This window comes from Shewanella sp. SP2S2-6 (assembly GCF_031931965.1).
GTDB lineage: Bacteria > Pseudomonadota > Gammaproteobacteria > Enterobacterales > Shewanellaceae > Shewanella > Shewanella baltica.
Genome location: NZ_JAUOEQ010000002.1, coordinates 274,240 through 287,505 on the forward strand (window position 1 = coordinate 274,240; position 13,266 = coordinate 287,505).

The following is a 13,266-nucleotide window of genomic DNA, read 5'->3' on the forward strand; positions in this document are numbered from 1 at the left end:
CTTCATTGTGATTTAAAGTCAACCGAAGATAAACACCATATAGTTCGCCTTTAAACATGCTTTAATACCGCTAAATAGCTCTTGAATTGAGTCAATCCCACAACACTATTCTCACCATATTTCCTATAACTTGTTTCCCCGAAAAATATCACGTGATAATCGATGCATTGCTTGATTTGGTTGCAGCATTGTTTAAAAACTGAAGGATAACTTAGCAACGAGTACGACTTAACTACTAGACCAACTAGACTACTCGGCCTAAAAAAACACTCTCTAAAAAACAGATAAAAATAACTGAATCAATTGGATAACGATAAATCCATCATTTATCTACTGTGAATCCTTTGCGTAATAAATACCCTTTTGGCCAATTGCGACATATCAACGGGACTCGTATCTTCAGGGCTGAATTTGGAGTGTCTGTTGTTTTAGGCAGCCCAAAATATTTGATGCAAGGAGTCACCCGTGCCAAATACCTCTATACGCTTTTTGGTACCGCTGCTCCTGCTCTGTAGTTGTATGACCTCAGCACAAGAGCTGAATGTCAATGAGTTACCTATAACCCTGCAGGCATTACTGGAACGTTCCGGTCGCGATAACCTTATCGAACTGGTGCAACAAGGCAATGCTAACCAAGGATTACTGTTCCAATCAGGCAACGATAACAAAGCCGATGTGACACAAGTCGGCAATGATAACGATGCGCTAATCACGCAGATTGGTTCAAACAATAAAGTGCAACTACTGCAAGTGGGCGGTCAAAATACGGCTTCAGTGACACAAATTGGCAATAACAATCTCGTGCAACTGAACCAGCTAGGAAGCGGCAATTTTTCGATTCAACAGATTGCAGACGGTGCTGCAATCTCAATAACTCAATATTAAACAGGGAGCGTCACATGAAATCACAAGCTAAAAAATCACTTATTGCTTTGGCCATTGCAACAGGTTTAAGCGGTCAAGCCTTTGCTGCCAGTACAGTGAGCGAAATTAGCGTAGTACAGTCAGGCCAAGCCCAAGACACCTTAGTCTCACAAACGGGTGGCCTTAATGCTGCAGCAGTTGTGCAAACAGGTAACGATCAAACCGCAACCGTTATCCAAGACGGTGTGTGGCATGAAGCCGCAATTAATTCGACGGGTGCAGAAAACAAAGTCCAGATAACACAACAAGCTGATTGGCATGTGGCAAGTGCAAATGTTGTCGGTGACAACAACAATGTCAATGTGTCGCAAGACGGTTTCTTTAACCAAAGCAGCAATGATGTTACTGGCAACAATAACACTGCAATCGTGAGTCAATTAGGCGAAGTCAACGAAAGCCAAGTTGAAATCACTGGCGTTGAAAACAGCGTATTTGTTGAGCAAGAAGGCGATGCTAACTTTGCAGTATTCCGCGTTGAAGGCAACAATAACGACGGAAAAATTACCCAAATCGGTGACAACAACCAAGCAGGCTTAATCGCCCTCGACTTAACCGCTAACGTGGGTAACAACAACGACCTTTCAGTTAATCAAGCGGGTAACAATAACTTTGGCGCGGCTAAAGGTATTGCAGGCGACAACAACACTATAGAAATGGTCCAAAAGGGTGATAACCATGTTGGCTTCGTTTACGCACTTGCAGGCAGCGACAACGATATTTCAATGGATCAAAAAGGTAACGGCAACACGGCTTATCTTGCTATGACTACAGGTGATGACAACACTGTCGATATTACACAAAATGGCAGCGGCAACACTATCGGTGATACTTTAGTGGCCGATATCCAAGGTAATGATAACGATATAACTATCACCCAAAAAGGCGACGTCAACGGTGCAGAGTTCCAAGTATGGGGCGATAGCAACGACGTTGACTTGAAACAAAAGGGCGATGCTAACTTCGCAACCTTTGGTGCATACGGCACAGATAACGACTTCGATTTATCTTCTAAAGGCAATAACAACGAAATCGTTGCCTTTGCAGATGGTCAAGATAACAGTATTGAAGTTAGCCAAGAAGGTGATACTAACTTTGCCTATGTCGATGCAGTAGGTAGCGATAACGAAGTGGATGTTGAGCAAGATGGTGCTCAAAACGAAGCCGTCATTTCCATTGCTGGCAACAATAATGCCGATGTCACTGCACTGCAAAATGGCGACCTTAACCTTATCGATTTGATTATCGAAGGTGATGAAAACACTGCACAAATTGCTCAATCAGGTAACGGTAACTGGATTGGTGGTGACGCAAGTAGTTCATTTGAAGTAAGCGGTGATAATAACAGCCTGTTGATCACTCAAACAGGTAACGATAACTTAGTACTAGGTTCTCAAGCTGGCAATAACAACAGCATCAGCGTTAATCAATCAGGCAATATGAACGTTGCTACTGTAGTGCAATACTAGTCAATCCTGTTAAAACCACCACAGCTACACTCTTTGGTGGTTTATCAAAATGGTGTTGAACAAAAAGCGGGAATGTTTAATCAAACATTCCCGCTTTTCTATTCTGATTAACCAGTAATTATTAACATTAACCACTCAAAGCGAAAAGCTAACGATCAATATCTTTAACTACCTAGCTGCACAGCTCAAAGTGAGTCTGATAGGTTTGTGCCCAACGCAACAACTCAACACGATTACGGGACTGGGTTTTACGGAAGATAGAGGAAATGTGAGCCTTCACCGTATGTTCGCTGATGCACAATCTGTGGGCGATTTCTTTATTCCTCGCGCCACTCGACACAAATTGAATAATAGTGCGCTCACGGGAAGTCAGCATCTGTAGCATAGCCACTGTATCGGAGAGCATCTCATTATTGCCATCGAGCTTTTGTACTACACGACGGAACACTTTACTCAGTAATGTTCTGTCGTACCACAACTCCTCTGCCACCATTTTACGCAAACCCGTCAACATCAAATCCAAACGTTGATCGGCAAACAACAAACCACGAATACCGAGTAACATAGCCGACTCTTGATCTAAAGAGTCACGCTCAACTTGGTATAGCGCCACGGGAAAATGTGACACTAAGCGCGAAGCCAACAAAGGGATCCCCTTGTTATCGAGTGCAGCGCCCTTTTGGGTGATCAGATAAAAACTTCGACGACTCTTATCTAAATCTAATTCCGCCGCATGCTTAACGATACGAGTTTTCAAGCCTATGGATTCAGCGAGTAACGCTAAATGACATGGTGCCGCCATTTGATGTAAAAAAACTAATTCATTAATTGTGCTCAATGACTCTCCTCCCTGAAAAGTATTTTCTATTAGCAAAATGGTATGTTTGACCAGCCTCTTTAGTTAGATTTTTAAACATTCCATTAACCTAGTTGATTCTGACTAGTTAAAGACTGAAAAACATCACCCAAATGTACTATTCCCTTTTAAATCCTAGTAAGTTCGACTAACTAACGGAATATAATTGGAATAACAGCATAAAACTCCATTAGGTTTAACCGACTCACGAAATCTAGTACTTTCAAACTATGAAGACACCCATCGAAAGTTGCAACACAAAAATAACATGCAGGCAATAAGAAAGTGTGACAGCTAAATGCCATCACACTCACGTTAGAAGCTTTATGGAAGAATGAACTTATGACTCAAGCTAAAACAATCAGCAACTCACGGCCACTAGCGTCTGAGTTTAAGTGCTGCTATTTGCTTATCTTGAAAACGAGACAATAAAACGAGTGCGACAATTGCGCCAATTAATGCCATTAACATATCTGATTGAGTGTCCCACACATAGCCTTGGGTTCCCAAAAAGGCTTCAGCGCCTTCACCTGTTGCCACTGCAACCCACCATTCAATGAGTTCATAAAACGCCGAAAACGCGAGCACAAAACATGTGACCAAAAACGCACACCAAGCACCGGGTTTGGCCGCTTGATTACGCAGCATAATTTCACGCGCTAACATGGCAGGGATAAAACCTTGCGCAAAGTGACCTAACTTGTCGTAATTATTACGTTCTGAACCCATCCAATGGGCAATCGTGTCGAATAATGGCACTTCAGCATAGGTGTAATGCGCGCCGACAAACAGCACACAGCAATGGGCTAACACTAAAACATACACCAGCGGCGTTAATGGGAAGCGTTTGCGGGTAAAAAATAGCAGTGGCACAGCCACTAATGCGGGAGCCGCTTCGAGCCACCAAGTGAAAGGATCTGCGGGATTTATCGCCGACCACACGAGCACTAAGAGGTAAATAGCACACCACGCGATTTTGTTATTCAATGTTTCTTCCTCTTATGCGATATTGTTCTTAATTTAGAATATTAACTTTAGCCATCTAGCCCTCCACACTGAGTAAAAAAAGTGCTATTTTGGTGCGTGAAGGTTGTCAGCATATCATAAGAAACATTTCTATTAATTAGAGGGTACCCATATCATGGCGAAACATTCGCTGGACAAGGATAAGATCAAGATCCTGCTGTTGGAAGGCGTCCACCAATCTGCGGTCGATGTACTTGAGCGTGCGGGATACACCAATATCGAATACCACAAAGCCTCATTAGGCGATGAAGCATTAATTGAATCCATCAAAGATGCACATTTCGTGGGACTTCGTTCACGTACCCAATTAACTGCCGAGGTGCTGAAACGTGCCGAGAAGTTGATCGCGATCGGTTGCTTCTGTATCGGAACCAACCAAGTTGATCTTGCCACCGCCGAATCCCTTGGTATCCCAGTATTTAACGCACCATTCTCCAACACGCGAAGTGTTGCCGAACTCGTGATTGGCGAAATCATTATGCTGATGCGCGGTATCCCTGAGCGTAACGCCATCGCCCACCGTGGTGGCTGGATGAAAACCGCCGCTGGCAGCTACGAAGTGCGCGGTAAAACCTTAGGCGTAATCGGTTACGGTCATATCGGTACTCAGCTTGGTATTCTGGCTGAGACGCTGGGCATGCGCGTGGTGTTCTTCGATATCGAAGACAAACTGCCGCTAGGCAATGCACAACAAATTCATTCAATGGAACAATTGCTGGCGCAAGCTGACGTAGTGAGCTTACACGTACCTGAAACCCCACAAACCAAAGACATGATAGGCGCAGCTGAATTTGCGGCGATGAAAAAGGGCAGCATCTTTATCAACGCATCACGCGGCACTGTAGTCGATATCGAGGCCTTAACAGTCGCACTCAAAGAGCGCCACCTTGCGGGCGCGGCGATTGATGTGTTCCCAGTTGAGCCGCAATCGAATGACGATGAATTTATCAGCCCACTTCGAGGTCTTGATAACGTATTGCTGACACCGCATGTGGGTGGTAGTACTGCTGAAGCCCAAGAAAACATTGGTATAGAAGTCGCTGGCAAGCTCGCTAAATACTCAGACAACGGCTCGACCGTATCTGCAGTTAACTTCCCTGAAGTTTCGCTGCCTATGCATAAAGGCACCTCACGCTTACTGCATATTCACCAAAACCGTCCAGGCGTGCTGATCAAGATCAACCAAGCCTTCTCGGAAAAAGGCATCAACATTGCCGCGCAATATCTGCAAACCACCGCAGAAATTGGTTATGTGGTCATGGAAGTTGATACCCACCAAGCCGAAGAAGCCTTAGTAGAGTTGAAGGCCATTGAAGGCACACTGCGTACCCGCGTGCTGTTTTAAACTTTAAACTCCACTCGCTTTAAGCCTATCGACTAAAGCACACATAATAAGGCGCACAGATCATTCACAGATATGTGCGCCTTATGCTTTTGAGCCAACTGGAATTCCGTTACAATCTAGCCTCTCACATCGTCTTTATTTTCAGGATCTCGCTATGACTATTTCAGTTTCTACGCCCCATTGGGATCTGGACGCTACCTTGCCTCCACTTATGCTTGCCAACTTATCTCATTTGGGCCTCATCAAAGTCGTTGGAGAACAAGGCCGCAGTTTTATCCATGGCCAAGTGACCACAGATATCAGCTCATTGGCCACAGATCAATGGCGCTGGGGCGCCCATTGCGATCCTAAAGGTAAAATGCTGGCCAGTTTCAGAACCTTTGCCATTCAAGATGCACTCTTTATGTTGATGCCAAAGGATGCCATCGAAGTCGATTTACCCCAGTTACAAAAATATGCCGTGTTTAGTAAAGCCACCTTAAGCAATGCATCCGCTGAGTGGACTCTGCTCGGCGTTGCTGGTGAACAGGCAAGCCAATTCGTGAACAAACATTTTGGTGACATTCAGCAAGAGCTCACACTCATTGAAAAGGGTGCGATTTTAAAAGACGCTGAACGTTTTATTTTAGTATTAACATCAGATGCCGCAGCAGCTTTAGTTGCGCAATCGGAACTGAGTGTATTTGACGCCAGTGCATGGCAAGCGTTAGAGATTGCAGCAGGTTACCCCAACCTTGCCGCCAGCCATGCCAGCCAGTACGTACCGCAGATGTGCAATCTACAAGCGGTTAACGGTATCAGCTTCAACAAGGGCTGTTACATGGGACAAGAAACCATAGCGCGGATGAAATATCGTGGCGGTAATAAACGCGCCCTGTATATTTTGCATGGTCATACTAACCTGCAAATCAGCCTAGAGTCTGGCCTTGAAATCGCGATGGAAGATGGCTTCCGCCGTGGCGGCCATATTATTGAGTTTGTACAACGCGGCAACCAAGTGTTGTTAACCGCAGTGCTTGCCAACGATACCAGCAACGAGACTAAACTGCGTTTTGCTGACGATGAGCAATCAAGCTTAACCATTCAAGCCCTGCCCTACTCATTAGACGAAGCATAAGGCTTTGATTTAATAAAATGGTGTAGAGATTGAAACAGAATAAAGGCGCCAATGGCGCCTTTAGCTTATCTTATACTCAAGCCCTCGAACATTCAGCATCAGTTTTCCAAATAAGTATCTCGAATGGCGATCGCCTCAGGCAGGATTTCTTTAAACATTGCCACCAGCTTAGGATCAAAATGTTTTCCTGCTTGATTATCGAATAATTCCATCGTCGCTTCGATCGTCCAAGCCTGTTTATAGGGCCTTTGCGAAGTCAAGGCATCGAACACATCGGCAATTGCAGTAATCCGCCCTTCAAGGGGAATATCCTCTCCCACCAAGCCATTAGGGTAACCTGAACCATCCCACTTCTCATGGTGAGTTAAGGCGATACGACGGGCCATCTGCAATAACGGATCACTATGTTCCCCGATAATTTCGGCGCCGATAGCGGCATGTTGCTGCATGATGCGCCACTCATCGGCATCAAGCTTACCCGGCTTTTTCAGCACAGCATCTGGGGTGCCGATTTTACCGATATCGTGCATCGGCGCCGCGTTAAAAATTAAGTCGCAGAAAGTGCTAGGTAAACCAAGCTTTATCGCCAATATTCGGGCGTAGTGGCTCATGCGTACCACATGTAGACCTGTCTCGTTGTCCTTATATTCGGCGGCGCGGCCAAGACGACGGATAATCTCGAAACGGGTTTCTTCTAATTCGTGGGTACGAACTTTAACTTGTTGTTCGAGTAGACGTTTTTGATCATAGAGCGCAAGATGCGTTTTAACCCGCGCTTTAACGACAGGCGCACTGACAGGCTTAGTAATATAATCCACCGCGCCCAATGCAAAACCTTGGGCTTCATCAGCAATTTCAGATAAGGCGGTCACGAATATCACCGGAATATGGCTGGTCAGCGGCTCTTGCTTTAGCAGCTTGCAGACTTCATAGCCATTCATACCTGGCATCATGACATCGAGCAGAATCAAGTCAGGCCGCGATTTTGTCACTAACGCTAATGCCCTTGGCCCATCGATCGCCACTTTGACTTTGTAATCATCACCTAGAATACCGATCAAAATATCAATATTCTCAGGTGTGTCATCGACGACTAATATTGTTGCTTTTTCCATTAACAACTCCACTCAATGTCACACATTATAAATTCGCGCTACCGCTTTCTATCCTAACTGTGTAATCACATCGTCAATTAAGTCGATTGCCTCATCAAACTGATACTGGTTAATCATAGATAAAGCGGGGCTTAATGTTTGCCACATTGCACTACTCACCTTCGGCTTTAACGCATCAATTTTTGCCACAGCGCTGGCATCGGCTTCATCTAGATTCTGACGTAAGACCCGTAATGCGGCTCTCAAGTCCTCATCTGATAGCAAGTCCACCGCTCGGGGCTCGGCTTGATTCACTATCGCAGGCTTAGCCTGTTCAATCGCATCGCAGATAGAGGCCACTAGCGGTTGAATTTGAACTAATTCATCTTCATAGGGCGCTTTCTCTGTTAAATGCAACTCAAGCAAACGCGCTAATTCCACCAATTTTGCCGAACTTAAATTACCCGCTAAGCCTTTAAGGGTGTGGGCGATACGCACCGCATCTTCGACTTGATTCGCCGCGATAGCTTTGCGAACCTGTTCCACCACATTACGCTGACTGCTCACAAAACGATCAAGTATGCGTTGATAAAGCCGCGTCGAGTGTTGCACCAGTTGCAAACCTCTATAGATATCCAGCTCTGGGTGCTCTGGCCACTTAAGCAATACGGTTTGTTCTGCACTATTGCCTGCCTCACCTTTGGTGTTACTCAATATCGATTGAGTAAAGGTATCTACTGCAACCGTGTCAGATGCGGGAGCGAGGTATTTCAACAGGGTTTGATAGAGAACATTCACTTCTATCGGTTTGGCGATATGGTCGTTCATGCCCGCCCTGATACACATGTCCCTATCGCCCGCCATCGCATTGGCTGTCATGGCGACGACGGGCAAATTTGCCAGCTCGGGTCTTTTTCTTATCGCCTGAGTGGCTTGATAGCCATCCATCACTGGCATTTGGCAGTCCATTAATACTAGATCGAAATGCTGCTGCGACAGTTTATCTAAGGCGATTTGGCCATTGGTCGCTATGGATAGAATAATCCCCACTTGTTCTAAAAACTCGCTGGCGACTTCGAGATTCATCTCGTTATCTTCCACTAATAGGATACGTTTTCCTTGCAGTGGCACTAACAACTGCGGAGCCAACTCTTCAGTGCGGCGCCTCACGGGCAATATGCCTTCGCGGCCAATCGCATTCATTATGCCATCGAGTAAGCGTGAGGCACTGATGGGTTTACTGATGTATCCCGCTAAAGCCAGTTGCTCAATTTGAGTGAGGAACTCATGATCCGCATGGGCAGAGACCATCAATATTCTGGGCTGAGGATGAGACTGAGGTTGTGATTGAGATTGCGACTGAGCCTGCAATTGGATTTGACGCGCGGTTTCCAGCCCATCCATGTTGGGCATTTTCCAATCGATTAAGGCCACTTCATAGGCTTGCAATAAGCAGCGGCTTATTGCTTCTTCACCCGAGCGAACCGTATCGACCCTAAAGCCCATACTTTCGAGCGTAGTGCGCATAATATCTCTAGCGGTCGCGTTATCATCGACCACAAGCACAGACATGCCTTCAAGCTCTTGCTCGAGTACTAATTTCTGACCATCGGAAATGTGCAACTTGACCGTAAAATAGAAAGTGCTGCCATGACCGAACTGACTTTCAACCCCTATCTTTCCGCCCATGAGTTCAACTAGCTGCTTACAGATAGCTAAACCTAAACCTGTGCCACCGTATTTACGGGTGGTTGAAGTATCCGCTTGGGTAAAAGATTTAAACAATTTTGCTTGCTGCTGCTCAGTTAACCCGATGCCGCTGTCACGCACGCTAAAACGCAGCACGACATCATCATCTTGCTGCTCAACTAAGCTTAGCGACAGCAAAACCTCACCGCGTTCGGTGAACTTAATGGCGTTATTCATCAGGTTAATCAACACTTGGCCTAATCGCAGCGAATCCCCTAACAGATAACGAGGCACGTTGGGCGCAACGGCGAACAATAATTCAATCTGTTTGTGGGCAGCTTTCTCAGAGAACATATCACTGAGATCTTCCAACATAGTATCGAGCTGAAAAGGTATTGAATCTATATCTAACTTACCCGCTTCAATCTTAGAGAAATCCAGAATGTCATTGATAATCGACAGCAAAGACTGCGATGCCCGCTCAATCTTCTCTACATAATTCTTCTGTTTTTTATCTAATTCGGTCTGCAAGCACAGCTGGGACATGCCGATAATGGCATTCATTGGGGTACGGATTTCGTGGGACATATTCGCCAAGAAGTCACCTTTGGCTTTACTGGCCGCATCGGCTTGCTCTTTGGCAAGTAACAGTTCATCTGAGAGCAATTTAAGCTCTGTCATATCGACCATGCTGATCACGGCCGATTCAAATTGTCCTTGGGCATCTAGCAGTGCCGACACATTGACTGTCATCCACAAAGGCGCACCGGAAGGACGAATAAAACTGCGCTCGCCGCGATAATGGTCAATCTTACCTTCAACCAACTCCTGAAATTGCGCCTTGGCTATGGGTTGATCTTGCTCACTGAGAACCTCAAAAATAGCAGTATTACGTAAATGGTTACGTGACAGCGCCATATCGGCACAGAATTGGTCATTACAATCTAAAATAACGCCTTTAATATCCACATTGACTATGCCAATGGTCGCCCCATCGAACAGCGCCTTAAAGTGCGCCTCACTGAGGGCTAACTCTTGCTCTATGGTTTTGCGTTGGGTAATGTCCATCACATAACCATTCCACGTGATAGCACCCTCTTCCCCCAAATGACCGCTCGCGCCCGCTTCCATCCAACGTATGCCGCCATTGGGGTGGCGATAGCGAAACTCGCGTATCCATTGCAATCTGTCTTCACTCTGACCCGACAAGGCCCGCACAACATCGGGCCTTTCTTCGTCAAAAATCCGCTCGGCTATGATGTCAAAATTACTCATCAGATCATCGCGATGCAGCCCAAGCATCTTCATTGCCGCACCAGAGAGGAAGGTAAATCTTCGGTCAGTAGGTGATTGCCACTGCAATTGATACACAGTGCAAGGAATCGACTCAGTAATATTGGTCATCTGTTGACGCGATTGCTCTAACTGTACCAGCGCGAGTTTACTCTCGGTAATATCGTCGATACTGCCGTCAAACCAGAGTGGAATGCCCTCTTCGGTATAACTTGCCTTACCTTTCTCATGCACCCAGCGCACACTGCCATCGCGATGGCGGATACGATATTCCACTTCAAAGGTAGCTTGAAGTGCGAGTGCTTTATCCATTTCCTGCAGGCAGAAGCCCCGATCTTCCTCGATGATCAAAGAGATATAAGTACGATTCTGATTATTGATAAATTGGCTTGCGGCATATCCCGTAATTTCACCAATATTGTCACTGATATATTCCATTACCCAAATATCGCCAATACGTAAACGATATACGGCGCTAGGGATATTGGAGACCAATCCACGAAAACGCTCCTCACTCTCCCGAATTTTAAGTTCAACCGCAATTTTATCCGTCATATCGCGAATCGAAGCTGCAACTTGCTTTTGTCCATCCGCATCCGCAGGGAGCATACTCAGCGCAATTTCTGCAATAAATTCATTACCATCGGCTTTTAAAGCCCGAACATGACGCGCATTTGCCATGCCTCTATCGCGGCCTTCGCGAAGGAATTGTTGTCGCTCAAGTACATGCCCGTTTCCTAACTCTTGCGGCAATAACGCCTCAACCTGCAAACCCAGCATTGCGCCCGTTTCGTATCCAAAGAGCTGCTGACAGCGACTGTTAGTGAACACGATTTGCCCTAGCTCATCGACAATCAACATGGCCTCGGGCGCGGCTTCCAGTACCGCATTTGACCAGACCGCCGCCGAGAACTGTTCTGTGACATCGGTAAATAACATCTCCACCGACATTAACTCACCTGTGTCAGACATTAATGGTTGCATAAACACATCGAGCCTTCTTAAATGCCCTTGATCATCCAGCATTTCCACTTGATGCGAAGGAACATTTTGGCCTTTTAAAGCTAAATCAGTGTATTGCCAGTTTTTCTCATTGAGGGGATTAGCCGAGAAGAGCCTTTGATATTTGCGCTTGAGCAAATCAGGGGTAATCCCCAACACCTTTGTTACCCCCTCACTGACCTGGGCGAGTTGACCATTAGGTTCGAGGGAACAATAGAAAGATTTATCACTCATACCATCAATTAGGCGCGCAAAGCGATTACCGCGGGAATCAAGAATGGCTTGTTCACGTTCTGCGAGTAATTCCGCCATTTGATTGAAGGTAGTACTCAGCGTCACAATTTCACTCACAGCACCTTTAGGTACAATAAGCTGCTGAGTTTTACCCTGTCCAAAGGACAAGATACCCGACTCGAGTAGCTCTAACGGCCGAGTTAACCGTTTCGCCGCCAGATAACAAGTCAGCAATAATAAGAGGGTTAATAAGCTTAAATTGAGGATGATAGATGCCAGATCATCAAGCAGAGAGTTGAATAAATCTTGTTCTGGCGCTAATACAATCACACGCCACTTTAAATGCGGTACAGTCGCAATACTCGCAAGATAAACAACATCTTGGTTATCGACAAACCTTGCTTGACCATCAAGCCTTTTATCCTGTAGCGTCCAAAAATCGGCATTTTTATCTTTATTCTTATCGAGCCACTGGGCTGAAGTCGTTGCCAGTACTTTTTCTTTATCTATATGATAAATAAGCCGCCCTTGATCGTCTAAAACCACCAGACGATTTGGTGCAATCCCCAATTGTTTTGGCAATCCATCTAAAGCTAAATCAACCGTGGCGACCCCAAAATAATTGCCTACCTCACCAAAAGGAGCCGAATAGGTCACCATCAGAATATTTCCCGCCCCCTCATCAAAGTATGCCTTTGACCAATAACCGCTTGCTTGATTGATAGCCTTGCTCCACCAATCCCAAGTGCCATCGGTATAGTCGTAGCCTTCGGCGCCAATATCGAGGTAGTGTAAATCGTTACCACCACTTGTATCGCGGTAAACATAGGGGGAAAAGAGCTTTCGATTGGGGAAGGTATTAGGTTTAAATGCGACTGCGGAGCCAAAAAAATCAGGGTTACGTTTGACTCGATTCATCAAGACACTTTTAACACTCTCAGTGTCATTCATGTCTTCTTTACTTGACAAAAAACCAATAAAATCAGCAAGGCCTTGGGTGTTGGCCTGCGCATGTTCGAGCAGAAACTGCAGACGAGAAGCCGAATGACTCGCCTCTTGTGTCAGGCTATGGTAAAGCCGATTCTCTGAGGAGATATAACTAAACCAAGCGTTTACACCATAGACACTCGCCATAATTAAAATGAGAGGCAAGGCTATGTGGGATAAAATCCTACTGCGAAAAGTACGAAGTTTACTTTTTTCCATGGTGTCGCCCTAAA

At 45.7% G+C, this 13,266-nt stretch carries 8 protein-coding genes; 4 read left to right on the forward strand and 4 right to left on the reverse strand.

Annotated features, from left to right (window positions below):
- Positions 1-465: 465 nt before the first annotated feature.
- Both Q4Q57_RS03160 and Q4Q57_RS03165 read left to right on the forward strand, forming a co-directional pair.
- Entirely contained in the window at positions 466-885 is a 420-nt protein-coding gene (locus Q4Q57_RS03160) for a curlin (protein WP_311889714.1), read from the forward strand.
- A 14-nt stretch (positions 886-899) separates the two neighbouring features.
- Entirely contained in the window at positions 900-2,390 is a 1,491-nt protein-coding gene (locus Q4Q57_RS03165; protein WP_311889715.1) for a curlin, read from the forward strand.
- A 172-nt stretch (positions 2,391-2,562) separates the two neighbouring features.
- On the opposite strand, the gene Q4Q57_RS03170 is transcribed toward Q4Q57_RS03165, so the two are convergent.
- Together Q4Q57_RS03170 and Q4Q57_RS03175 are read right to left on the reverse strand one after the other, a co-directional pair.
- Complete coding sequence (locus tag Q4Q57_RS03170; protein WP_006085993.1) at positions 2,563-3,228, reverse strand: helix-turn-helix transcriptional regulator; 666 nt, start codon at positions 3,226-3,228, stop codon at positions 2,563-2,565.
- Between the two features lie 396 nt (positions 3,229-3,624).
- Complete coding sequence (locus tag Q4Q57_RS03175) at positions 3,625-4,233, reverse strand: DUF2238 domain-containing protein (protein ID WP_107946589.1); 609 nt, start codon at positions 4,231-4,233, stop codon at positions 3,625-3,627.
- A 154-nt stretch (positions 4,234-4,387) separates the two neighbouring features.
- Here Q4Q57_RS03175 and serA point away from each other — a divergent pair, with 154 nt between their 5' ends.
- Positions 4,388-5,617: a phosphoglycerate dehydrogenase gene (gene serA, locus Q4Q57_RS03180; protein WP_012088338.1), complete on the forward strand. Its 1,230-nt coding sequence runs from the start codon at positions 4,388-4,390 to the stop codon at positions 5,615-5,617.
- Positions 5,618-5,771: 154 nt separating this feature from the next.
- The gene (gene ygfZ, locus Q4Q57_RS03185; RefSeq protein ID WP_311889716.1) at positions 5,772-6,734 is read left to right on the forward strand and encodes a tRNA-modifying protein YgfZ; all 963 of its coding nucleotides are present in this window, start codon (positions 5,772-5,774) and stop codon (positions 6,732-6,734) included.
- A gap of 98 nt (positions 6,735-6,832) precedes the next feature.
- Here ygfZ and Q4Q57_RS03190 read toward each other — a convergent pair whose 3' ends face one another.
- Positions 6,833-7,849, reverse strand: a complete 1,017-nt coding sequence (locus Q4Q57_RS03190) for a two-component system response regulator (protein WP_311889717.1) — start codon at positions 7,847-7,849, stop codon at positions 6,833-6,835.
- A 48-nt stretch (positions 7,850-7,897) separates the two neighbouring features.
- Positions 7,898-13,252, reverse strand: coding sequence for a PAS domain S-box protein (locus Q4Q57_RS03195; protein ID WP_311889718.1), 5,355 nt, complete (start codon positions 13,250-13,252; stop codon positions 7,898-7,900).
- Positions 13,253-13,266 lie beyond the last annotated feature (14 nt).

What these genes read in the sequence shown, in the direction of transcription:
- Q4Q57_RS03165 (WP_311889715.1), top strand. Translation starts at nt 900, where the DNA reads ATGAAATCACAAGCTAAAAAATCACTTATTGCTTTGGCCATTGCAACA.
- serA (WP_012088338.1), top strand. Translation starts at nt 4,388, where the DNA reads ATGGCGAAACATTCGCTGGACAAGGATAAGATCAAGATCCTGCTGTTG.
- ygfZ (WP_311889716.1), top strand. Translation starts at nt 5,772, where the DNA reads ATGACTATTTCAGTTTCTACGCCCCATTGGGATCTGGACGCTACCTTG.
- Q4Q57_RS03190 (WP_311889717.1), bottom strand. Translation starts at nt 7,849, where the DNA reads ATGGAAAAAGCAACAATATTAGTCGTCGATGACACACCTGAGAATATT.
- Q4Q57_RS03195 (WP_311889718.1), bottom strand. Translation starts at nt 13,252, where the DNA reads ATGGAAAAAAGTAAACTTCGTACTTTTCGCAGTAGGATTTTATCCCAC.